The following is a 20,813-nucleotide window of genomic DNA, read 5'->3' as shown; positions in this document are numbered from 1 at the left end:
GCAGTCGTACCTAGGTTCGAAAACAGGGCAGATCACTGGCAAAACGGGAGGAGTCCATATACGGATGAAATCCGGGAGCAAAGTCGCCGGCCCCCGGATTTCATTCGAGCTACCTTATTGCGCCGGGTAGGGCGGGTGAAACCCGCGTTGCCAGTCTCCGGGGTTCACCCGCGCTACAGGCATGTGTGCCTGTGGCCCAGTTGGCAATCGTCTCTGTATGGTCAGGCGAGCGCGCCGATATACTCGGCCATCCGCGGTCGCACGTGCAGCGCTGGCTGCCGCGCGCAAAGGATTTCGCCTCAACGGCTCGGGAAGCAAATGCATGCAATGGATCTTCATGCTGGTCGGCCTGGTGCTCGGTGCACTGGTCGGTGAATCGGTTACCAGTGCCTTGCTTGGCGGCCTGATCGGGCTGGGGCTGGGGCAGGCCCTGCGCTTGCACCAGTTGGCAGGCGAGAACGCCAAGTTGCGCCAGGAGCTCAAGGGCTTTGCCGAGCGCTTCGAGCGTGGCACCACCGCCCTCTACGAGCGCTTGCTCAAGCTGGAGCAGGGCGGCCAACCCCCCGAACAACCGGTGCCTGCCGAACCGGCTGCCGTTGTGCCAGAGCTGGTGCTGCCGGCGGCGTCTGCACCGGCGCCGGTCGAGCCGGACAGCGAGCTGGTCTTCGAGCTGCCGGAGCTGCAGCCGATCAGCGAGTCGGCGCTATCCCGTGAACAGCCAGACAGCTGGCAGTCGGCACCGATCCAGCCGGCGCGCCCTGCAGAGCCCATCGCTCCACCTGCTCCGCGAAAGCCCCGTGAGCCATCGCCCATCGAGCGCGCCATCGGTCTGGCCAAGGCCTGGCTGTTCGGTGGCAATACCGTGCTGCGGGTTGGCGTGGTGTTGCTGTTTCTCGGCCTGGCCTTCCTTCTGCGTTATGCCACCGAAGGCATGGTGGTGCCGGTCGAGATGCGTTATGCCGGCGTCGCCGCCAGTGCCATCGCCCTGCTCGGGCTGGGCTGGTGGCTGCGCGAACGGGTCGGCAGCTATGGCCTGATCCTGCAGGGCACCGGCGTTGCCGTGCTGTACCTGACCACTTTTGCGGCGATGCGCCTGCACCCGCTGCTCGATCCGAAGATGGCCCTCGGCCTGCTGGTGTTGGTCACCGTATTTTCGGCGATCCTCGCGGTGGCGCAGAACGCCCTGGGCCTGGCGGTGGCCGCGGCGCTGGGCGGTTTCGCCGCACCGATCCTGACGTCCACCGGCAGCGGCAACCATGTGGCGCTGTTTTCCTACTTCATCCTGCTCAACAGCGGCATCTTCGCCATCGCCTGGTTCAAGGCCTGGCGCCTGCTCAACCTGGTCGGTTTCCTCGGCACCTTTGGTATCGGCTTCGCCTGGGGGCTGCGCTCTTACACGGCGGAACTGCTGTGGAGCACCGAGCCGTTCCTGATCCTGTTCTTCCTGATGTACGTGGCCATCGGCCTGCTGTTTGCCCGGCGCAAGTTGCGCGAGGCCGAGACGGCGCCGCAGGAACGTGGCGAACTGCTGCGCTGGGCGCGGGACAAGGCCGATTACGTGGATGGCAGCGTGCTGTTCGGCACGCCGCTGGTGGGTTTTGGCCTGCAGTACGCGATCGTGCAGCACATCGAGTTTGCTGCCGCCTTCAGCGCCCTCGGTCTGGGCCTGTTCTATCTGCTGCTGGCCCGCGTGCTCCGTGGCCGCGCGCCGGGGCGGACGCTGTTGCTGGTGGAAACCTGCCTGGCCCTCGGCGTGATCTTCGCCAGCCTGGCCATCCCGCTGGGCCTGGATGCACGCTGGACATCGGCCGCCTGGGCGGTGGAAGGCGCGGGGATCTTCTGGCTCGGCCTGCGCCAAGGCCGGCCGTTGGCCCGCGCCTTTGCCCTGCTGCTGCAACTGGGCGCGGCGCTGGCGTTCCTGGGTGAGCTCAGCTTCAGCATGCCCAGCGCCACGGTGCTGGAGGGTGCGCCATTGGGCGCGTTGATGCTCGGTGCGGCGCTGCTGTTCAGCTTCTGGCAACTGCGCCAGGCGCCGCTGGATGCCAGCAAGGCCTGGGAGCGCCGTGGTCTGCCGCTGCTGGCGGTGGGCGGGTTGCTGTTCCTCTATCTGATCGCGCCACTGTGTTTCGCCGCCGAGGGCACCGCGATCAGCTGGGCCCTGGCCGGGCTGGCAACCTTGTGGGTCGGCCTGCGTCTGCAGTCACGGACCTTCCTGTTCAGTGCCTTCGCCGTACAGCTGCTCGGTGGCCTGATCTTCCTCAGCAAGCTGCAGGGGGCGGAGCAGGGCCAGGGCGGTGTACTCGACTCCGGCTGGCGCGGTCTGCTGGTCTGCTCGCTGATCGGCCTGGCGCTGGTGGCCGGCATGCTGATTGCGGCACGCGACAAGTTGGTCAGCAGCGATCGCGGCCTGCTGCGCGGGTTGTCCCTGGTGATGCTGGTCGGCCTGGTGTTCATCAACCTGGCGGTGCTGTTCGTGCTGCCCTGGCACAGCGCCAGCGCGGTGTGGGCGGGTACTGGCCTGCTGATCATCTGGCTCAGCCTGCGCCTGCAGCTGCGCGTCAGTTTCTTCTTCGGCCTGCTGCTGCAGGTGGTTGGCGGCATTGCCTTCCTCGCGGCCAGCCCGCTGCTGCTCGGCTATCTGCCCAGCGAAGGATTGCGTCCGCTGGCCCATGCCGGTTTCTGGACGCCGCTGGTACTGGCCATTGCCGCGCAGATTGGCGCCTGGCGCCTGCGTCATGTGTTGCTGCGCCAGCAGGCCGGTGAACTGGGCAGCCTGAGCCTGCAGCGCTTGTCGCAACTGTTGCTGGTGTGGGGTGCGGGCTGGTGGGCGCTGGCCCTGGCGGCGGAGATCGTGCGCTTTGTCGCGCCGGGGCTGCAGGGCACGTTGTTGCTGTTCGCCATCGCCGGCAGCGTGGCGCTGTGGGCGCTGCTGGCCGAGCGTCTGCGCTGGCGCGCTCTGGCCCTGCTGTGCACGCTGCTGGTGCCGGTGGCTGCGGTGATCCTGCTGCAGGTCGGCGAGCGCAACTATCACCCAGCGGCGGAGTTCGGCTGGCTGGCTTGGGGGCTGTTGTTCGCCGTGCACCTACTGTCGCTGCGCCGCCTGGCGGGCCTGTTGCCGAGTGGTGCCTTGAGTGCCGCCCATGTACTGGGTTGCTGGTTGATCCTCGGCGTACTGGCGCTGGAGCTGCGTTACCTGCTGATGCTGTTGTCCGAGCAGTACAACGCCTGGCGCTGGCTGGGCTGGGCGTTGCTGCCGAGCGCCTTCCTCCTGCTGATGGCGGCGCCGCGGCAATGGCCGTGGCCGGTGGCGGCTTACACGCGCGAATATCGGGTGTGGGCGGCCGCGCCGCTGACCGCGTTGATGCTCGGCTGGTTCTGGCTGGCCAATATCGCCAGTGACGGTGGCGCCGAGCCGCTGCCTTATATCCCGCTGCTCAACCCGCTGGAGCTGGGCCTGCTGTTCAGCCTGCTCGGGGTGTATCAGTGGTTGCGTAGCGGGCTGCCGCAGCTGGGCGTTGCAGCGGCGCGCACGGAGCAGGTGGCGCAGCTGCTGGCCGGTGTTTCGCTGTTTGCCCTGTTCACCGCCACGGTGTTTCGCGCCGCTCATCACTGGGGCGGCGTGCCCTATCAGCTCGATCTGCTGCTCGATTCAATGCTGGTGCAGGCCGGCCTGTCCATCGTCTGGACCCTGATCGCCCTGCCGCTGATGATCGTCGGCCACCTGCGCGGCCGGCGCGAGCTGTGGCTGGTGGGGGCCGCGCTGATCGGCGTGGTGGTGGCCAAGCTGTTCTTCGTCGAGCTGGGCAACCGCGGTGGCCTGGAGCGCATCGTGTCCTTTATCGGCGTCGGCGTGTTGCTGCTGGTCGTCGGCTATTTCGCACCGCTGCCGCCACGCAAGGCGGACGGTGAATCCACACAGGTGAAAGCATGAGCAAAGTCTGGTTGTGTCGTCCGTTGCTGCTGGCCGCGCTGCTCCTGGCGCCCTGGGCGAATGCGGGTGAGCAGGCTGGGGACTACGCTACCCGCGTGCCTCTGACACTAGCTGGCGAAGGCCCCTGGTATCGCCTGGAGCTGCCGCCGGCCCTGCATTTCGCCGCCCGCCATGCGGACTTGCGTGACCTGCGCGTATTCAACGGCGAAGGCGAGGCCCTGGCCTATGCCCTGACCCTCGGTGCTGCGCAGGCCGCCGAGCAGCGCCAGCAGGTGGCGGTCAAATGGTTCCCGTTGATGGGCGATGCTGCGGCGTCGGGCGCGCCGGCCATCCGCGTGCAGCGCAGCACCAGCGGCACCCTGGTCGAAGTGGCACCGGAAGCGTCGGCACCCGCCGAGCAAATCCTGCGCGGTTGGTTGCTCGACGCCAGTGCCGTGGACCTGCCGTTGCACCGCCTGCTGCTGGACTGGAGCGCCGACAGCGAAGGCTTCCAGCGGTTTTCCATCGAGGCCAGCGACGACCTGCAGCACTGGGAAAGCTGGGGTGAAGGCAGCATCGCCCGCCTGAGCTTCGCCAATGAGCGCATCGACCAGCGCGAGGTCGCGCTGCCGGGGTATAAGGCGCGCTATCTGCGCCTGCTCTGGCTGGCTCCGCAGCAGGCGCCGGCCCTGACGGCCGCGCAGCTGGTCAGTATCGACAATGCCGATACGGCGCCACCGCTGGTCTGGTCCGCACCGTTGCCGGCACGCAGCAGCAAGGCTGGCGAATACAGCTGGGAGCTGCCGCTGTCGCTGCCGTTGCAGCGGGTCAAGTTCAGCCTCGATCAGGCCAACACCCTGGCGCCGGTAAGCCTGTCCAGTCGCCGCGATGGCAAGCTGGAGTGGCAGCCGCTGGCTCGCGGTCTGCTCTATCGCCTGCCGCAGAATGGCAAGGAGGTGCGGCAGGACGAGATCGAGCTGTATGGCACGCCGGTGCAGCAACTGCGCCTGCAGGTCGATGAGCGCGGTGGTGGCCTGGGCAAACAGGCGCCGCAGTTGCAGGTGGCGATGCGCAGCACCCAGGTGGTGTTTCTCGCCCGCGGTTCGGCGCCTTATCAGCTCGTCATCGGCAAAGCGGCCGTGCAGTCGGCGGCTTTGCCGATGAGTACGCTGATTCCCGGTTACGAGCCGGAGCGTTTTTCCAGCCTGGGCGTGGCGACGGCGCCGCAACAGGTGCCGGCGGCGGTCGAGGCGGCTGCGCAACAGGCACAGTCACAGGCGGACTGGAAGCGCATTGGCCTGTGGGCGGTGCTGCTGGCCGGTGTGGCGCTGCTCGGCGCAATGGCCTTCAGCCTGCTGCGCAAGCCACAAAGCGGGGCATGATGCGGCGATCATGCGGGTAACGGTGACGATCCGTCGGGCGACACTAAGTTCAAACAAGAGTTTGATGAAATGCGATACGAATCACGCTAGAGTCGGCGAGTAGCACCCAGTCCAATAACAATCATAAGGACATTTCGATGAAGCGCGTTCTGACTCCGCTGGCCGCGGCTTGCCTGCTTGCCAGTGCTTCCCTTCCCCTGCAGGCATCCCCCTATTCGACCATGGTGGTGTTCGGCGACAGCCTGGCCGATGCCGGGCAGCGCGCCGACGCCGATGGCCCGGCGGGTGCCACTGAGCGTTTCACCAACCGTACCGGCCCTACCTACCAGCCTGGCAGTGGCGAGTCGTACGGCCTTAATGCCACCCAGATTCTGAATGGCAAGCTGGGCCTCGGCAGCATGAGCGGCTCCACCTCGCCGGTGAACCAGGCGCTGGGCCTGCCGGATGGCGATAACTGGGCCGTGGGTGGCTATCGCACCGATCAGATTTTGGACTCCATTACCGGCGTGGGCGGTTCCATCGTGGATTCGCGTTCGCGTGATGGTTACCTGGTTGAGCGCGGCTTCCGTGCTGATCCCAATGCTCTTTACTACCTGACCGGTGGCGGCAATGACTTCCTCCAGTTTCAGGTGCTCAACCCTGAGCAGGCTCAAGCCTCTGCTGGGCGCTTGGTCGATAGCGTTGAGGCGCTGCAGCAAGCCGGTGGCAAGTACATCATGGTCTGGTTGCTGCCGGATGTGGGCTTGACGCCGAATTACTTTGGCTCTGGTCTGCAGGGTTTCGTTTCGGACCTGGCCCAAGAGTTCAATACCGAGTTGGTCACTCAGCTCGCGCAGGTCAATGCAGAGGTCATTCCCCTTAACGTCCCCCTGATGCTCTCGGAAGTCCTGGCCGACCCGGCGCGCTACGGACTGCTGGCTGACCGCACGGCCCTGCTGAGCACCTGCTTTGACGACTGCGGCGGCAACCAGAACCCGGTCTACGGGCTCAACGGCACCAGTCCCGATCCGAGCAAGCTGCTGTTCAACGACAGCGTACACCCGACTATCGCCGGGCAAACCTTGATCTCCGATTATGCCTACTCGTTGCTCTCCGCCCCTTGGGAGATCAGCCTGCTGCCGGAAATGGCGCATGGCAACCTGCGCTCGCACCAGGACCAGTTGCGCGCCCAGTGGCAGGCCGACTGGGAAGCCTGGCAGGCGGTCGGCCAGTGGCGTGCGTTCGTCAATGCTGGTGGTCAGCGTCTCGACTACGACATCTATGAAAGCTCTGCCGATGGCAATGGCTATAACCTCAACTTCGGCGGCAGCTACCGTCTCAACGAGGCTTGGCGCCTCGGTTTGGCGGCAGGCTTCTATGAGCAGAGCCTGGACGCCGGCGATGCTGACTCCGATTACGACCTCAACAGCTATATCGGCACCGCCTTTGCCCAGTACCAGGAGAATCGCTGGTGGGCCGAGTTGGCGGCCAGCGCCGGCCACCTCGACTACGCCAATCTTGAGCGAAAATTCGAGCTTGGGGCTGCCACCCGCACCGAGGAAGGCGACACCGATGGCTCGCTGTGGGCCTTCAGCGGCCGCTTCGGCTACGACATTGCCCAGCCGGGTAGCCAGTGGCACCTGAGCCCGTTCATCAGCGCCGACTATGCCCGTGTCGAACTGGATGGCTACTCGGAAGATGGCCAGCGTTCCACTGCGCTGACCTACGACGACCAGGAACGCACCTCCAAGCGCCTGGGGGTCGGCCTGCAGGGCATCATCGACCTCAATACGCAGACCCGCCTGTTCGCCGAAGTGGCGCAGGAGCGCGAGTACGAGGATGACGTCAGCGAAGTGAGCATGTCGCAGAACGCTCTGTCGGGTATCGAGTACACGCTGGAAGGCTATGTGCCGACCGACAAGACCACTCGCGCCAGTCTGGGTGTCAGTCACAAGTTGGCCGAAGGCTTGTCGCTGCGCGGAAGCTACAGCTACCGCAACAGCGACGACGATGACCAGCAGGGGATCAACGTCTCCCTGTCCTGGGACTTGTAAGCCGTCCACTGCGACCGCGCCCTCACAGTGGGGCGCGGTCACGGTGTGCTACTCAACTGTCCCCGTGTCGCCATCCTCTCATCAGCTGTCGGGTTCTGCAGAGGCGCTGGCGCCCGCAAACGGTTAAACTGCGCGCGATTTTGACTTCCCTTCCGGAGCTCCTCCATGTCGCGCGTCACCCTCAGCCGCTATCTGATCGAACAGACCCGCAGCCACAACACCCCGGCTGATCTGCGTTTCCTCATCGAAGTGGTCGCACGTGCGTGCAAGGAAATCAGCCACGCCGTGTCCAAGGGCGCCCTCGGTGGCGTGCTCGGCAGCATGGGCACCGAGAACGTGCAGGGTGAAGTGCAGAAGAAGCTCGACGTGATCTCCAACGAAATCCTTCTCGAAGCCAACGAATGGGGCGGCCACCTGGCCGGCATGGCGTCGGAAGAAATGGACAATGCCTACCAGATCCCCGGCCAGTACCCGAAAGGCGCCTACCTGCTTGTGTTCGACCCGCTCGACGGCTCCAGCAACATCGACGTCAACGTCTCGGTCGGTACCATCTTCTCCGTACTGCGTTGCCCGGATCGCAATGGTGAAAATGGCGACCTCGGCGAAGAGGCCTTCCTCCAGCCGGGTACCGAGCAGGTCGCGGCCGGCTACGCCATCTACGGCCCGCAGACCATGCTGATGCTGACCCTCGGCGCCGGCGTGATGGGCTTCACCCTGGATCGCGAAATGGGCAGTTTCGTGCTGACCCACGAAAACATCCGCGTGCCGGAAAGCACCGCCGAGTTCGCCATCAACATGTCCAACCAGCGTCACTGGGAAGCCCCGGTGCAGCGCTATGTTTCCGAGCTGCTGGCCGGCAAGGAAGGCCCGCTGGGCAAGAACTACAACATGCGCTGGATCGCCTCGATGGTGGCCGACGTGCATCGCATCCTCACCCGTGGCGGCCTGTTCATGTACCCGCGCGACGCCCGTGAGCCGGAGAAGCCGGGCAAGCTGCGTCTGATGTACGAAGCCAACCCGATGTCGATGCTGATCGAGCAGGCTGGCGGCGCCGCCACCAACGGCACCCAGCGCATTCTCGATATCCAGCCGGAGTCCCTGCACCAGCGTGTGGCGGTCTTCCTCGGTTCCAAGGAAGAAGTCGAGCGCGCCACGGCCTACCACCAGGCCTGACGCGTGGCGGCCTGGCAGCCCCTGCTTGACTGGTGGTTCGGTGATGCCGAAGCCGCCAGCGCGGTGGCGGCCCAGCGCGGCAAGCTGTGGTTCGGCTACCAGGCCAGCCAGGATGCCGAGGCGCATGAGCGCTTCGGCGAGTTGAGTGCCCAGGCGTTGGCCGGCGGGCTGCAGGATTGGGCGGAGCAGGCCGAGGGCTGGCTGGCCCTGATCCTGCTGCTCGACCAGCTGCCACGGATGATCCAACGTGCGACGCCCCAGGCCTTTGCCGGCGATGCCCGCGCCCAGCAACTGGTGCGTTGGGGGCTGGCGCAAGGCCTGGAGCGGCAGCTGCCGGCGATTCGTCAGGTATTCATCTATCTGGTGCTGGAGCATGCCGAGGACCTGGCCACGCAGAACCTGGCCGTCGAACGTTTCCGCGCCCTGCGTGAGCAGGTACCGGCCGCCGAGCTCGAGCTGTTTGCCGGATACCTCGACTATGCCGTGCGTCACCAGCAGGTGATTGCCCGTTTCGGCCGCTTTCCCCATCGTAATGCGATCCTCGCCCGCGCATCGACGCCGGACGAACTGGCCTTCCTGCAGGAACCCGGCTCACGCTTCTGACGTCCAACCGCCGCAGAAGAGCCGCGTGTGTGCCAAGCTCTTGTCCTGTCATTCGCCCTTATGGAGTTACTTCATGTCGCTGCGTACCCTCGTCGTGCTGTCCGCCTGTGTCCTGCTCGCTGCCTGCAGCAAGGTCAATCAGGAGAATTACGCCAAGCTCAAGGCCGGCATGCCCAAGGCCGAAGTGGAAAGCCTGCTCGGCAGCCCCACCGAGTGCTCCGGCGCCATCGGTATCACCAGTTGCAACTGGGGCGATGAGAAGGTCTTCATCAGCGTGCAGTACGCTGGCGACAAGGTCATGATGTTTTCCGGCCAGGGCCTGAAGTGATCGCGCGCGCTTTGTCTCGCCTGCTGCTGCCGGCCTTGCTGTTGGGCCTGGTCGGTTGTGCCGGCCCGGGTGCCAGCAGCGAGGCGCCGCAGACTGCCGGCGCGGTGGACCTGCAACGCTACCAGGGCACCTGGTACGAGCAGGCGCGCTTGCCGATGTTTTTTCAGCGCAACTGTGCGCAGTCCGAGGCGCACTACCAGCTGCAGGACGATGGCGCGGTTGCTGTGCGCAACCGCTGCCTCACCCTCGACGGCGAGTGGATCGAAGCCAAGGGCCAGGCAACCCCGCAGGTGGCCGGGCAGACGGACAAACTGTGGGTCAGCTTCGATAACTGGTTCAGCAACCTGTTCCCCGGCGTGGCCAAAGGTGATTACTGGGTGCTCTACCTGGATAGCGATTACCGCACCGCGCTGGTCGGCAATCCCAATCGCGAGTACCTCTGGCTGTTGACGCGCGACGCGCAGATCTCCCTGGAAACTCGCTCCGAGATGCTGCAGCAGGCCCAGGCGCGCGGCTATGACACCAGCGAGCTGATCTGGCGTGTGGCGGATGCCAAGATCGGCCAGTAACAAGGCTTGTAATGATCTTTCTTGCATCAGCCAAGCGGCGATAGAGCAGATACCCCGTGCTTCTGCCCCCTCTCCCGTTCAAGGGGTAGGGCTGGGGAGAGGGGGAGGTCGCTTCTCTGTGCCTGCCTTGTAGATACTGTTATTCAGCACATGCTTTTGTAGGAGCCAGCTTGCTGGCGATCAGCGGGACGCTGTCTGCCTATCGCCAGCAAGCTGGCTCCTACAGGATCAGGCCGGGTGGATAACGCTCCGCTTACCCACCATTTCCGTCGAAATCGAGTCCGAGACCTAAGCGGTTCTAAGGCTTGCCTCGCGGCGCCTGCAAACGAATCGTCAGCTGACTGTCCGCCGCTCCATGCACGAACAGGCAGTCCAGCGGCCTGGGCTTGCCATTGAGCAGAGCGGGGTTGTTCGAAAACCCCACCGGCTCCAGCGGTATGCCACGCGGGCTGAGGTCGAGGCGACCATTGCCGTTGCTGTCCTGAAACAGCTGGATGGCGAAGCGCCCGGGTGGCAGGTTGCGCAGGCGCAAGACCGGCGCCTCGCCCTGGATCAGGCGCAGCGGCGGTTCCTGCCACGCAGGGCGGTCGGCGAAGACCAGGGCCAGGTGCACGGCGCCATTGGCCTGTTTGCCTTCGAGGCTGACCAGAATGTCACCGGCCCAGGCTGGTGAGCAGACGAACAGCAGGCCCAACAGGCTTTGATAGCCGGCTCTGGTTACGGTTTGAAGAATTCGCTGTGGCATAATCCAACGCATTTTGCAGGGAAGTGGGTAGGGCCTGCCGATGTTTTTTCACGGCCGCGCCGGAGCCGCTGTTTGCGCGAGGCTAGGCACGAGGAGAGAGGTTTGGTGATTCCAAATGAGCGACGAGTAACGACGGCTCGCGCAAACAGCGGCCCGGCCCTCCGGGTTGCGCGGCAGATGGTGCCATGCGTCGTTGCGGGACTTGCCAAGGGGGCGACCATTGCCTGCGTCCCGCGCCTAGCCTGGCGCCATCTGTCGCAGCAACGCGGCTCGCGAAAAAGCATCGGCAGGCCCTAGGATGCGCCAGGTTTTGGTGGTCCACTTTTCGCAAACCGGCCAGCTCGATCGGCTGGTGCAGTCGGTATGTGCGCCCTTGCAGGCGTGCAGCGATATCCAGGTGGACTTCCTCGCCCTGCAGCCGGCGCAGCCCTTTCCCTTTCCCTGGCCGTTCCTCGGCTTCTTCCGCATCTTTCCGGAAACCGTGCTGCAGCGTCCGCAGCCCCTGCTGCCGTTGGCGGTGGATGCCGGCAAACGTTACGACCTGGTGATCCTTGCCTACCAGGTGTGGTTCCTCTCGCCGTCGCTGCCGTTGACCAGCTTCTTCGCCTCGCCCGAGGCCGCGCGCCTGCTTAAGGACACCCCGGTGGTGACCCTGATCGGTTGCCGCAACATGTGGCTGATGGCCCAGGAGAAGGTCAAGGTGCGGCTCGCTGAACTGGGCGCGCGGCTGGTGGATAACATCGCTCTGACCGACGCCTGCGGCACCGCGGCGAGCTTCCTGGCTACCCCGCTGTGGCTGTTCACCGGTCGGCAGAAGCCTTACAGCTGGGTGCCGCGTGCCGGCATAGATCCGGCCGAGATCGCCGCGGCCAGCCGTTTCGGCGAGGCCATGGCCACGCGCCTGAGCGCCGACGGACTACCGATCGAGCAGCCGATGCTCAAGGGTCTGGGCGCGGTGAAGATCGATGAGAAGCTGATCGCCAGCGAGAAGGTCGGCAACCGCAGCTTCCAGTTGTGGAGCCGCCTGCTCGCTGCCCTCGGCCCGCAGCAGAGCCGCCGGCGCGGCGTGGGTCTGGTGATCTATATCGTTTTCCTGTTGTGCCTGATCGTCACCGTGGTGCCGCTCAGTGCCCTGTTGAAGAAGTTGCTGGCGCCGTTGTTCAGGGCGCGCATCCAGCGTGAGAAGGCCTACTTTGCCGGCCCGTCCGGCGAGTGAAGTGACCCGAGGAATGCCCGTGGTACAACCCGTATTCATCAACCGCATCAGCGCCTGTCTGCCCCACGACCCAGTGGATAACGAGCAGATGGAAGCGCGCCTCGGCCTGGTCGGCGGCCAGCCGTCGCGGGCGCGCAAGCTGGTGCTGCGGCGCAACGGCATCCAGCAGCGCCACTATGTGATCGACCCCGTCAGCGGCGAGCCGAGCCTGAGCAATGCCCAGCTCAGCGCCGCTGCCGTGCGCGGCCTGATCGGTGGTGGTTTCGAACTGGCCGACCTGGACTGCCTAGTGGCCAGCAGCTCGTCGCCGGACCAGGTGATGCCCAACCATGCGGTGATGGTCCAGGGCGAGCTGGGCAACCCGCCGTGCGAGGTGGTCTCCACCGCCGGCATCTGCCTGTGCGGCATGACTGCGCTGAAGTACGCCTGGCTGAGCGTGGCCAGCGGCGAGAGCCGCAACGCCGTGGCCTGCGGTTCGGAAGTCGCCTCCAGCCTGATGCATGCGCGCAACTTCAACGCCGAATACGAAAGCCGCGTCGACGAGCTGGAACACCACCCGGAGATCGCCTTCGAGAAAGACTTCCTGCGCTGGATGCTCTCCGACGGCGCCGGCGCGGTGCTGCTGCAGGGCCAGCCGAATGCCGCCGGCCCGAGCCTGCGCATCGACTGGATCGACATCCTCTCCTTCGCTGACCAGATGCCGCCGTGTATGTACGCCGGCGCCGACATGCAGGATGGTCAGCTGACCGGCTGGAGCCGTTACGCCGGTGAAGAGCGCAACCGCCGCTCGGTGATGGCGATCAAGCAGGACGTCAAACTGCTCAACGACAACATCGTCAAATACACGGTGGAAGAAACGCTCAAGCGCATCATGGCGCGCCGCGAGCTGCGCGTGGCAGAGATCGACTACTTCCTGCCGCACTACAGCTCGGAGTTCTTCCGCGAGCCGCTGGCCAGGGGCCTGGCCAATGCCGACCTGCCGATCCCACAGGAACGCTGGTTCACCAACCTGACCAGCAAGGGCAACACCGGCGCGGCCTCGATCTTCATCATCCTCGAAGAACTGTTCAACGGCGGCAGCCTGCGCAGCGGTCAGCGCCTGCTCTGCTATGTTCCGGAAAGCGGGCGCTTTTCCAGCGCCTTTATGCATTTAACGGTGGTCTAAGCGATGAAGCTCGACGAAGTGCCCCAGGACCACAGCTCCACCTACGGCGGCCACAGCAAGCTGGTCTACGCGGTGGACGCCAGCGGCCATTACCAGCGCGCGCAAAGCGACGGCTGGGAGCCGGAGGCCTATGCCACCCAGCTCGCCGTGGCCGAGCTGCAGGAGCAGGAAGCCGCTGCCGCAGCGGCCTGGCAGCGCGGCGAGCTGTCACCGCTGAAATGCCTGATGTACCGCTACCGCCTGGACGAGCCGGCGCTGGCGCAGATCACCGGGCTGTGGCAATGGCGCATTCGCCGGCATTTTCGCCCGGCCATCTATCGAAACCTGAGCGCCGCCACCCTGGCTCGCTATGCCGATGCGTTCGGCTTGCCCGTCACGCAACTGATCGCTTACCAGAAGGCCCCGGTATGACCCGCTTCGAGCCGCATTTCCAGCACCGCCAGAGCGCCCACTGCGAGAGCGGGGTGATGGCCAGCCTGCTGAGCCATGCCGGCCTGCCGATGAGCGAGCCGATGGCCTTCGGCCTGGCCTCGGGCCTGGCCTTCGCCTACCTGCCGATCGTCAAGCTCAGCGGCATGCCGCTGATTGCCTACCGCATGCCGCCCAAGCACCTGATCAAGACCCTCAGCAAGCGCCTCGGCGCGCGCCTGCACAGCCGCACCTTCGGCAACCCCGAGCAGGGCCGTCGCGAACTGGACGCGCTGCTCGACAGCGGGCGCCTGGCCGGCCTGCAAAGCTCGGTGTTCTGGTTGCCGTACTTTCCGCCGGAGATGCGCTTTCACTTCAACGCGCACAACCTGCTGGCCTACGGCCTGGATGGCGACGAGTACCTGATCAGCGATCCGGTATTCGAGGAGCCGGTGCGTTGTGCCAGCGCCGACCTGCAGAAGGCGCGCTTCGCCAAGGGCGCGCTGGCCGCCAAGGGCCTGATGTACTGGCTCGACGAGGTGCCGCTGGAGCAGGACTGGGACAAGCTGATCCGCCAGAGCGTGCTGTCGACCACGCGCATCCTCGACGGCATGCCGCTGCCGTGGATCGGCATTCGCGGCATCCAGCACCTGGCCAAGCAGATCGAGCGACTCGACCCGGCGCAGGCCAAGTACAACCGCCTGTACCTGGCCCATATCGTGCGCATGCAGGAAGAGATCGGCACCGGCGGCGCGGGCTTTCGCTTCATGTATGCCAGCTTCCTGCAGGAGGCCGGCGAGCTGATCGGCGCTGCCCCACTGCAGCAGGCCTCGGCCCAGCTCACCGCCATCGGCGACGATTGGCGCCAGTTCGCCTCGGCCTGCGTACGCGCCAGCCGCAACAAGGGCGAGGCAGCGGACTTCCGCCCGATCGCCGAGATGCTGCGCGGCATTGCCGGGCAGGAGCGGGTATTGATGAAAGAGCTGGGTGCCTGGGCCAAGCGCAAGGGCTGAGCGTGTGGGGCAGGGCGCTAGAGAATGTAGCGCCCTTGGCGGGATTAGCCTTTGGCGGCCTCCGCGATGGTGCTGCAGAAGTGCTTCTTCACTGCGTCGTCTGGCGAGCTCACGCCACCTGAGGTCGAGTAGAGCATGGAAATCTTGCTGCCACTGCCAACCGGTTCGATCTGGATATTAAGTGGCACAGACTTACCTTGGCCGTAGGAAACACCCTGCGAAGCCGATATGACACCCATCTCCTTGTCTGCGCTGGAAATGGTGAAGCCGTTTGCGCTGGTATAAATGTAAGCCTTGCGGAATGCGGCCTCTGGCTTGATGGCAGGTAGTTCTGCCGAGGTCTTATAGACTTTGCCTTTGAAGAAGCTGCCCTCTACCGAAAAATTGCTGGAGCAATCCTCAGGCGCTGCGATTGCCAGGGAGGAGGCGAGACTGAATAGTGTTGCAGTCAGGCCGAGGCTCAATTTTTCCATGGTGTTGCTCCTTGTCTTTAACGTTCCTGGTTTGACTAAATGGCGCATTCGCTGAAGCGCCGTGCATTCTAGAGCTATCGGGTGCGTTTGAGTTGATCTGGCCACTGCGGTTGTGATGGTTTTCCCTGGCTGATCAAGGCGGGCAGCGCCCCTATCCTTGAGTGGACGGCCTGACAAGACTCCCGGATTGCATCCGGGCTACGTAGGATGGATCGCGCCTTATCGATCCACCGGGCGTGGCGGGTGGTGGATGAACAGAGCGTCATCCACGCTACAGATCGAGGCGCTGTACTTCGATGCCGGCGGTCAGCGCGGTGAAGTCCGTGGCGAGCGCGCCGGTTTCATCACCTTCCAGCAGCACCCCTTGCACACGGAAGTCCTCGCTTTCCTCGACCAGCAGCAACAGTGCCTGGTCGATCAGCCCATCCTGCAAGTCCAGTTGGGCCAGCGTCTGTAGCTGCGTCCATACGCGCGGCCCGGCGCCGATAAACAGGTTCGGCCCTTCCAGCCCCAGTTGCTGGGCGACGTGGAAACCGGCGGCGTTGCTCACGCTGTTGACGAATTCGAAGGGCTTGGGCTGCTTGTGCTGCACGCACACGGCATCCAGCAGCGCGCCCATGGTCGGTCGTGCCGGGTGGCGTGAGGCCAGGTACAGGCCGCAGTCGCTGCGCACCTGCGCCTTGAGCGCGGCGGCGCCGAGCAGGGCTTGGAAAATCAGGCGGTCGATACGCCGGGGCGGGCTGTCTAGCCACTGGCTCAGCGCGGCCTTCAGCTGCTTGTCGCTGGTGGCGGCACGGCCGTGGATCTCACTGGCGGCGATCACTCGCATGCCTGTGCTCCCGCGTTGCAGCCTTGCAGCACCAGGCTGGCATTGTTGCCGCCGAAGCCGAAGAAGTTGGCCAGCAGCAGGGCGTCCGTCGCCACGTCGAGGGGCTTGCCCGGCAGGGGCAGCAGCGCCTCGCTGGCGTAGTCGAGGCCCGGCAGGGCGCCCTGTTGCAGGCGCTGGGCCAGCAGCAGGGTTTCACTCAGGCCGCAGGCGCCGAGGGTGTGGCCGAGCCAGGGCTTGAGCACGCACAGCGCCGGCAGTTGTGCGCCGAACAGGCGGCGCATGCCGTTGCTCTCCGCGTGGTCGTTGGCGCCGGTCGCGGTGCCGTGCAGCTTGACCAGGGCCACCTCGGCAGCGCTGTGTCCGGCGCTGCGCAGGGCCTGCTGCATCACCGCATCGATATGGCTGCCGTCTTCGCGGGTGGTGGTCAGGCTGCTGGTGTCGCAGGCGCTGTAGCCGCCGAGCAGGCGTGCCAGTGGCGCCGGGCCGGGTTGCAGGCCGAGCAGGCAGGCGGCGTAGCATTCGCCGAGGATCAGGCCGTCGCGCTCGGGGTGGAACGGCCGGTACTGGCTGCTGGCACTGGTCAGCTCCAGCGCGCCGAAGCCTTGCATGGCCAGGGCGCTGGGCGTCTCGAAAGCCAGCACCACCACTCGTTGGTAAGCGCCTGCGGCCAGCAGGCGGGCGCCATACAGCAGGCCGTTGGCCGCGCTGGTGCAGGCGGTGTTGAGGGTGAAGGCCTCGGCAAAGCCGCGGCGCTGGCGCAGTCGTTCGGCCAGCAGGTCGAGCGGCGTCGAGTGCTCTGGGCGAAAGCCCTGCTCCGCGCTGGCGCGGCTTTCCAGCTCGGTGATATCCAGGCTGGTGCTGGCGATGATCAGCAGGCAGTCGTCCAGCTCCTGGGCGTCGGCGCCGAGCAGCTCATCGAGCAGGCGTTCCAGGCGCTGGTCGAGGTTGTCCGCGCTGGCGCCGGCGTACAGGTAAGGGCGCGGCTGGTGCTGCTCATGCAGGAGGAACTGCCCGGCCTGCGGCAGCGCGCCTTGGCCGAACGCGTGGGCGGCGCTGGCCAGGTCGGCGCCTAGGCAGCTGTGCAACACGCCGCGTTGCAGGTAGACCGGAATCACTTTGTGTTGCTACGGATGTAGTCGGCGATGCTGGCGATGCTGCCAAGAATGCGCCGTCCGTCCTTGGCCCCTTCGATGCGCACGCCGTAGTGCTGTTGCAGGGCCAGCGACACCTGCAGGGCGTCCAGGCTGTCCATCGCGATGCGGCTCTTGCTGCCGAACAGCGGCTCGTCATCGGCAATGCTCTGCCAGTCGATATCGTCTTCCTTGTCGCACTCGCGAATCAGCAGTTGCTTGAGTTGTTGTTCTAGTAGTGTGTGGTCCATTGCGTTTGCTGCACTCGGTGGCGGAACAGGAGCAGCCCGGCCACCCCGCACACCGCTGCAAACAGCAGCAGGCGCGCGCAGTAGGGGGCGATGTCGAGCGATGAGCCGTGGCCCACCAGCAGGGTGAGGAAGGCGTCCAGCGCCCAGCTCATCGGGGAAACTTCGGCCAGCTGGGCCATGGCCGCCGGCATCACGCTTTTCGGCACCATGATCCCGCCGATGGCGGCGAGCAGGATGTTCAGCCCGCCGCCGAGCAGCAGCGCCTGCTCGCTGCTGCGCGCCAGGGCGGCCAGCAGCAGGCCGAGGCTGCAGGTGGCCAGGGCCACGCTGACCGCCAGCAAGGCATAAGCGCCGGCACTGCCGGGCAGGCTCAGGGCCTGCAGGCCGATGGCGGGCAGGCCATAGACGCCGAGCGCCAGGAGCAGGGCGAACTGCAGCAGATTGAGGGCGAAGTAGGGCAGCAGCTTGCTCAGGGCCAGGGTGCCGAGGCTCAGCCCCAGGCAGCGGAAACGTAGCAGGGTGCCGCTCTGCTGCTCGCGCTGGAAGCCGCCGGCCATCGGCAGGGTGATGAAGAACATGCCGAAGATCAGCCAGGCCGGCACGCTCAGCTGGCTGGCATTGGCGCGGCCGCTGAGGTCGCCGCTGGCCAGCTGTTCCTGCTCGTCGATCTGGCTCTGGGTGCGTTGCTGCACCAGTTGCAGGCGTTCGTCCAGGCTCAGCGCCGGGTCGAGCATGCCGCTGTCGGCGAGGAAGGCCTGCAGGCGGGTCTGCGCCAGGGCGATGCTCACCGCGCTGTGCAGGCGCTGGCGCGCCAGCTTGTCGAACTGCGCCGGGAAACTCAGGCTGGGGCCCTGGTGTGGGCTGTCCAGCAGGGTGGCGGCGAACTCGGCGCTCAGGCGCACATGGGCCAGGGGCTCGCTGCTTGTAGCCAGCAGCTCGCTACCGGGCAACTGCGCCTGCAGGGCAGCCTGGAAGAACTGGCTGGAGTCGCTGGCGCTGGGCACGTCGAGCACCAGGCGCAGGGCCGGCGGGCGATCCTGCAGGTAGCTGGACATGGCGCCGGCCATCAGTACGAGAAACAGCGCCGGCATGATGAACAGCACGGCCAGGGCATGGGGGTCGCGCAGCAGCAGGCGGATTTCCTTGCGCACCAGGGCTTGCAACCTCATAGCCGGCCTCCGTTGAGGCGCAGATAGAGCTGCTCCAGCGACGGTCGGCCGAAGCGCAGCAGGCTGGGCAGCTGTTTTTGCGCGGCGATGAACTGGCTGATCTGCAGCAGCTGTTGACCATCCAGCTGCGGGATGCGCAGGCCGCCGGGCAGCACCTCGACAGTCAGCTGCAGGCGCGCGAGCAGCTCCTGCAGGCCCGCCGGTGCGGCGTCCGGCCATTCCAGCAGCAGGCCGTGGTCGTCGCCGAGCAGCTGGCGCTTGTCCAGATCCAGGCGCACCTGGCCTTCGTGCAGCAGGAGGATGCGCTGGGCGACCCGCTCGACTTCCTCCAGGTAGTGGCTGGTGTAGATCACCGTCTTGCCGGCGGCGCTCAGCTGTTCGATGGCCCCGAGCAGGGTCTGGCGGTTGGCCGCATCGACGCCCACCGTGGCCTCATCGAACAGATACAGGTCGGCCGGCTGCAGCAGGCCGATGGCGAAGTTCAGGCGGCGCTGCTCGCCACCGGACAGGCCTTCGGCGCGGCGTGACAGTTTGTCTTGCAGGGCACAGGTGGCGATGCACTGGTCGAGGCGCTTGCGGCGCTCGTCGCCGCGCAGGCGATAGAGGTCGGCGAACAGTTCGAGGTTCTCGCGCACCTTGAGCCCGGCGTAGAAGGCCAGTTGCTGCGGCACCAGGCCCAGGCGCGGGCTGGCGCTCCAGCGCAGTTCGCCCTGTTGCAACGGCAGCACGCCGCTGAGCAGCGACAGCAGGGTGGTCTTGCCGGCGCCGTTGCTGCCGAGCAGGCCCAGGCACTGGCCGGCTTGCAGCTGCAGGTCGATGCCATGCAGCGCCGCCCGCTCGCTGCCCGGGTAGCGGAAGCCGAGGTCGCGCAGCTCAAGCACGAACCAGCACCAGCAGCAGTTTGCCGTCGAGCAGCAGGCGCTCGTCGCTATGGATGGTGAAGGCGTACAGCGCGCCGGCCGGGCTCAGGGCCTCCTGGCTGGCGGCGACCCGCAACGCGCCCTGGCGCTGGCTTGGCTCGTGGTGCAATTGCAGCTGAGAGAGCTTGCCGATCAGGGCCATTTCGATGGCACTATCGGCGCCGTATAGGGCACCATGCGCCGCGCACAGTTGCGCCGCCGCCTCGAACAGCAGACAGGGCGAGGCATCGGCGCCGAAAGCGGCGAGATGCTGCCAGGCGCTGAGCCCCTCGATACGCTGGGCGTCATGCGTCAGCAGGCCGTCCAGCCAGAGGGCGGGGCCTTGATGGGGCAGGAGCCTGTGCAGTTGGGTGCGATCCATTGCATGCGGTCGAAACAGGTGGTCGGGCAGTGTAACAGAGGGCCTGCAGCAGGCGCAGCGCCTGGGCTGTGGCGTGTGGGGCAGATCGAAAAAGGAGTGCAAGGATGATGTGGCAACAGTGGTTGGCCTTTGCCCTGGGTTCGGCAGCCCTGATCGGCATTTCCTGGCGCGTGCTGCGTCGTCCGCAGTCCCATGGTTTCTACCGTTTCTTCGCCTGGGAGGTGATGCTGGCGCTGCTGGTGCTGAATGCGCCGGTCTGGTTCGAGGACCGCTACGCCCTGCACCAGAAGCTGTCCTGGTTGCTGCTGTTCACTTCGCTGCTGGTACTGGGGCTGGGCATCTTCCAGCTGCGCCGCGATGGCCGGCCAAGCGAGCAGCGGGTCGACGACGAACTGTATGCCTTCGAGCGTACCTCGCAACTGGTCACCGGCGGCATCTACCGGTTTATCCGCCACCCGCTGTTCTGCTCGCTGCTGCTGCTGACCTGGGGCATCGCCTGCAAGCGAGTCGAGGGCCTGAGTTTCGCCCTGGCCCTGCTGGCCAGCCTGCTGCTGTACCTGGCTGCGCGGCGTGACGAGGCCGAGTGCCTGGCCTACTTCGGTGAGGCGTACCAGGGCTACATGGCGCGCAGCAAGATGTTCGTGCCCTACCTGTTCTGAGGTCGGGCTACCCATTATTCCCAGTCGAGCTTGGCCAGGCGCCATTCGCCGTCTTCCAGCCACCACTCCAGCTTGACGCTGTAGTGCCGGGCGCTGTCCGGAATCAGGCCCTCGGCGCCGGTCATAGCGATCTGCGCCTCGGTGTAGCCCTTGCTGCTGTAGGTCGGGTCGATGCGGCTGCTCTTGCTCAGGGCCAGTATCTTGACCTGCTTGTGGCGCAGGAACAGCAGAGCCATGGTGCGCCCCGCCCATTCGCTGTCGTACTGCTGCTGGGCGCTGAACTGCGGGTGCAGCTGTTCCATGACCGTACTGGCTTTCTTGGCCTCCAGATTGTCCTGCAACTGCTGCACGGCCGCTTCCAGCGCCGCCTGCGGATCGCTCTTGGTGCAGCCGCCGAGCAGGGCGAGCAAGGCGAGGAAAGATGCGGCAAATAGCTGGGTAGGCATGCTCAACTCCGTTTTCATGGTTATGATGGC

General features: G+C 65.8%; 21 protein-coding genes. 12 read left to right on the top strand and 9 right to left on the bottom strand.

The features are described from left to right. Positions 1-322: 322 nt before the first annotated feature. The 7 genes from LRS11_RS03625 (at position 323) to LRS11_RS03595 (ending at position 9,998) form a co-directional block, all read left to right on the top strand. Positions 323-3,931, top strand: a complete 3,609-nt coding sequence (locus LRS11_RS03625) for a DUF2339 domain-containing protein (protein WP_260495558.1) — start codon at positions 323-325, stop codon at positions 3,929-3,931. Next, a complete protein-coding gene (locus tag LRS11_RS03620) occupies positions 3,928-5,292 on the top strand; it encodes a DUF3999 domain-containing protein (protein WP_260495557.1) in 1,365 nt (454 codons plus the stop codon). Before LRS11_RS03625 ends, LRS11_RS03620 begins: the two co-directional genes overlap by 4 nt. Positions 5,293-5,429: 137 nt before the next feature. Next, a complete protein-coding gene (estP, locus tag LRS11_RS03615; RefSeq protein WP_260495556.1) occupies positions 5,430-7,325 on the top strand; it encodes an esterase EstP in 1,896 nt (631 codons plus the stop codon). A gap of 165 nt (positions 7,326-7,490) precedes the next feature. After that, entirely contained in the window at positions 7,491-8,498 is a 1,008-nt protein-coding gene (locus LRS11_RS03610) for a class 1 fructose-bisphosphatase (protein WP_260495555.1), read from the top strand. Between the two features lie 3 nt (positions 8,499-8,501). Then, positions 8,502-9,101 (top strand): DUF924 family protein, encoded by a 600-nt coding sequence (locus tag LRS11_RS03605; RefSeq protein WP_260495554.1) that lies wholly within the window; start codon positions 8,502-8,504, stop codon positions 9,099-9,101. A gap of 73 nt (positions 9,102-9,174) precedes the next feature. Then, positions 9,175-9,429 (top strand): outer membrane protein assembly factor BamE, encoded by a 255-nt coding sequence (gene bamE, locus LRS11_RS03600; RefSeq protein ID WP_260495553.1) that lies wholly within the window; start codon positions 9,175-9,177, stop codon positions 9,427-9,429. Then, entirely contained in the window at positions 9,426-9,998 is a 573-nt protein-coding gene (locus LRS11_RS03595; protein ID WP_409519776.1) for a lipocalin family protein, read from the top strand. Before bamE ends, LRS11_RS03595 begins: the two co-directional genes overlap by 4 nt. Before the next feature lie 298 nt (positions 9,999-10,296). Here the strand turns inward: LRS11_RS03595 and LRS11_RS03590 are convergent, their stop codons facing one another. Further along, positions 10,297-10,692 carry a DUF2141 domain-containing protein gene (locus LRS11_RS03590; RefSeq protein WP_260495552.1) on the bottom strand — a complete coding sequence of 132 codons (396 nt, stop codon included), beginning with the start codon at positions 10,690-10,692 and terminating at the stop codon, positions 10,297-10,299. A 349-nt stretch (positions 10,693-11,041) separates the two neighbouring features. Here LRS11_RS03590 and LRS11_RS03585 point away from each other — a divergent pair, with 349 nt between their 5' ends. From LRS11_RS03585 to LRS11_RS03570, 4 genes are read left to right on the top strand one after another with little or no spacing between them, the layout of a single operon-like run. Beyond that, entirely contained in the window at positions 11,042-11,959 is a 918-nt protein-coding gene (locus LRS11_RS03585) for a dialkylrecorsinol condensing enzyme (protein WP_260495551.1), read from the top strand. Between the two features lie 19 nt (positions 11,960-11,978). Further along, the gene (locus tag LRS11_RS03580; RefSeq protein ID WP_260495550.1) at positions 11,979-13,124 is read left to right on the top strand and encodes a beta-ketoacyl-ACP synthase III; all 1,146 of its coding nucleotides are present in this window, start codon (positions 11,979-11,981) and stop codon (positions 13,122-13,124) included. Positions 13,125-13,127: 3 nt separating this feature from the next. After that, on the top strand, positions 13,128-13,535 hold the full coding sequence (locus LRS11_RS03575; protein WP_260495549.1) for a hypothetical protein: 408 nt from the start codon (positions 13,128-13,130) through the stop codon (positions 13,533-13,535). Beyond that, positions 13,532-14,545 (top strand): BtrH N-terminal domain-containing protein, encoded by a 1,014-nt coding sequence (locus LRS11_RS03570; RefSeq protein ID WP_260495548.1) that lies wholly within the window; start codon positions 13,532-13,534, stop codon positions 14,543-14,545. Before LRS11_RS03575 ends, LRS11_RS03570 begins: the two co-directional genes overlap by 4 nt. 44 nt (positions 14,546-14,589) lie before the next feature. On the opposite strand, the gene LRS11_RS03565 is transcribed toward LRS11_RS03570, so the two are convergent. The 7 genes from LRS11_RS03565 to LRS11_RS03535 all read right to left on the bottom strand — a co-directional run bounded on the left by LRS11_RS03565 (position 14,590) and on the right by LRS11_RS03535 (position 19,678). Further along, positions 14,590-15,018, bottom strand: coding sequence for a hypothetical protein (locus LRS11_RS03565; protein WP_260495547.1), 429 nt, complete (start codon positions 15,016-15,018; stop codon positions 14,590-14,592). A gap of 271 nt (positions 15,019-15,289) precedes the next feature. Further along, positions 15,290-15,847 (bottom strand): hypothetical protein, encoded by a 558-nt coding sequence (locus tag LRS11_RS03560; protein ID WP_260495546.1) that lies wholly within the window; start codon positions 15,845-15,847, stop codon positions 15,290-15,292. After that, on the bottom strand, positions 15,838-16,962 hold the full coding sequence (locus tag LRS11_RS03555; RefSeq protein ID WP_260495545.1) for a beta-ketoacyl synthase N-terminal-like domain-containing protein: 1,125 nt from the start codon (positions 16,960-16,962) through the stop codon (positions 15,838-15,840). Before LRS11_RS03555 ends, LRS11_RS03560 begins: the two co-directional genes overlap by 10 nt. Beyond that, entirely contained in the window at positions 16,959-17,228 is a 270-nt protein-coding gene (locus LRS11_RS03550; RefSeq protein ID WP_260495544.1) for an acyl carrier protein, read from the bottom strand. The genes LRS11_RS03555 and LRS11_RS03550 overlap by 4 nt, the downstream gene beginning before the upstream one ends. After that, entirely contained in the window at positions 17,210-18,397 is a 1,188-nt protein-coding gene (locus tag LRS11_RS03545; protein WP_260495543.1) for an ABC transporter permease, read from the bottom strand. Before LRS11_RS03545 ends, LRS11_RS03550 begins: the two co-directional genes overlap by 19 nt. After that, positions 18,394-19,278 (bottom strand): ABC transporter ATP-binding protein, encoded by an 885-nt coding sequence (locus LRS11_RS03540; RefSeq protein ID WP_260495542.1) that lies wholly within the window; start codon positions 19,276-19,278, stop codon positions 18,394-18,396. The genes LRS11_RS03545 and LRS11_RS03540 overlap by 4 nt, the downstream gene beginning before the upstream one ends. Then, positions 19,271-19,678, bottom strand: coding sequence for a beta-hydroxyacyl-ACP dehydratase (locus LRS11_RS03535; RefSeq protein ID WP_260495541.1), 408 nt, complete (start codon positions 19,676-19,678; stop codon positions 19,271-19,273). The genes LRS11_RS03540 and LRS11_RS03535 overlap by 8 nt, the downstream gene beginning before the upstream one ends. A gap of 104 nt (positions 19,679-19,782) precedes the next feature. On the opposite strand from LRS11_RS03535, the gene LRS11_RS03530 reads away from it, so the two are divergent. After that, positions 19,783-20,337: an isoprenylcysteine carboxylmethyltransferase family protein gene (locus LRS11_RS03530; RefSeq protein ID WP_260495540.1), complete on the top strand. Its 555-nt coding sequence runs from the start codon at positions 19,783-19,785 to the stop codon at positions 20,335-20,337. A 14-nt stretch (positions 20,338-20,351) separates the two neighbouring features. On the opposite strand, the gene LRS11_RS03525 is transcribed toward LRS11_RS03530, so the two are convergent. Beyond that, positions 20,352-20,783 (bottom strand): hypothetical protein, encoded by a 432-nt coding sequence (locus LRS11_RS03525; RefSeq protein WP_260495539.1) that lies wholly within the window; start codon positions 20,781-20,783, stop codon positions 20,352-20,354. Positions 20,784-20,813 lie beyond the last annotated feature (30 nt).

This window comes from Pseudomonas sp. J452 (assembly GCF_024666525.1).
GTDB lineage: Bacteria > Pseudomonadota > Gammaproteobacteria > Pseudomonadales > Pseudomonadaceae > Aquipseudomonas.
Note: the sequence above shows the minus strand (reverse complement) of the source record. Positions and strands in the feature narration are given on the sequence as shown.

What these genes read in the sequence shown, in the direction of transcription:
- LRS11_RS03625 (WP_260495558.1), top strand. Translation starts at nt 323, where the DNA reads ATGCAATGGATCTTCATGCTGGTCGGCCTGGTGCTCGGTGCACTGGTC.
- LRS11_RS03620 (WP_260495557.1), top strand. Translation starts at nt 3,928, where the DNA reads ATGAGCAAAGTCTGGTTGTGTCGTCCGTTGCTGCTGGCCGCGCTGCTC.
- estP (WP_260495556.1), top strand. Translation starts at nt 5,430, where the DNA reads ATGAAGCGCGTTCTGACTCCGCTGGCCGCGGCTTGCCTGCTTGCCAGT.
- LRS11_RS03610 (WP_260495555.1), top strand. Translation starts at nt 7,491, where the DNA reads ATGTCGCGCGTCACCCTCAGCCGCTATCTGATCGAACAGACCCGCAGC.
- bamE (WP_260495553.1), top strand. Translation starts at nt 9,175, where the DNA reads ATGTCGCTGCGTACCCTCGTCGTGCTGTCCGCCTGTGTCCTGCTCGCT.
- LRS11_RS03585 (WP_260495551.1), top strand. Translation starts at nt 11,042, where the DNA reads ATGCGCCAGGTTTTGGTGGTCCACTTTTCGCAAACCGGCCAGCTCGAT.
- LRS11_RS03575 (WP_260495549.1), top strand. Translation starts at nt 13,128, where the DNA reads ATGAAGCTCGACGAAGTGCCCCAGGACCACAGCTCCACCTACGGCGGC.
- LRS11_RS03570 (WP_260495548.1), top strand. Translation starts at nt 13,532, where the DNA reads ATGACCCGCTTCGAGCCGCATTTCCAGCACCGCCAGAGCGCCCACTGC.
- LRS11_RS03565 (WP_260495547.1), bottom strand. Translation starts at nt 15,018, where the DNA reads ATGGAAAAATTGAGCCTCGGCCTGACTGCAACACTATTCAGTCTCGCC.
- LRS11_RS03560 (WP_260495546.1), bottom strand. Translation starts at nt 15,847, where the DNA reads ATGCGAGTGATCGCCGCCAGTGAGATCCACGGCCGTGCCGCCACCAGC.
- LRS11_RS03550 (WP_260495544.1), bottom strand. Translation starts at nt 17,228, where the DNA reads ATGGACCACACACTACTAGAACAACAACTCAAGCAACTGCTGATTCGC.
- LRS11_RS03545 (WP_260495543.1), bottom strand. Translation starts at nt 18,397, where the DNA reads ATGAGGTTGCAAGCCCTGGTGCGCAAGGAAATCCGCCTGCTGCTGCGC.
- LRS11_RS03535 (WP_260495541.1), bottom strand. Translation starts at nt 19,678, where the DNA reads ATGGATCGCACCCAACTGCACAGGCTCCTGCCCCATCAAGGCCCCGCC.
- LRS11_RS03530 (WP_260495540.1), top strand. Translation starts at nt 19,783, where the DNA reads ATGATGTGGCAACAGTGGTTGGCCTTTGCCCTGGGTTCGGCAGCCCTG.
- LRS11_RS03525 (WP_260495539.1), bottom strand. Translation starts at nt 20,783, where the DNA reads ATGCCTACCCAGCTATTTGCCGCATCTTTCCTCGCCTTGCTCGCCCTG.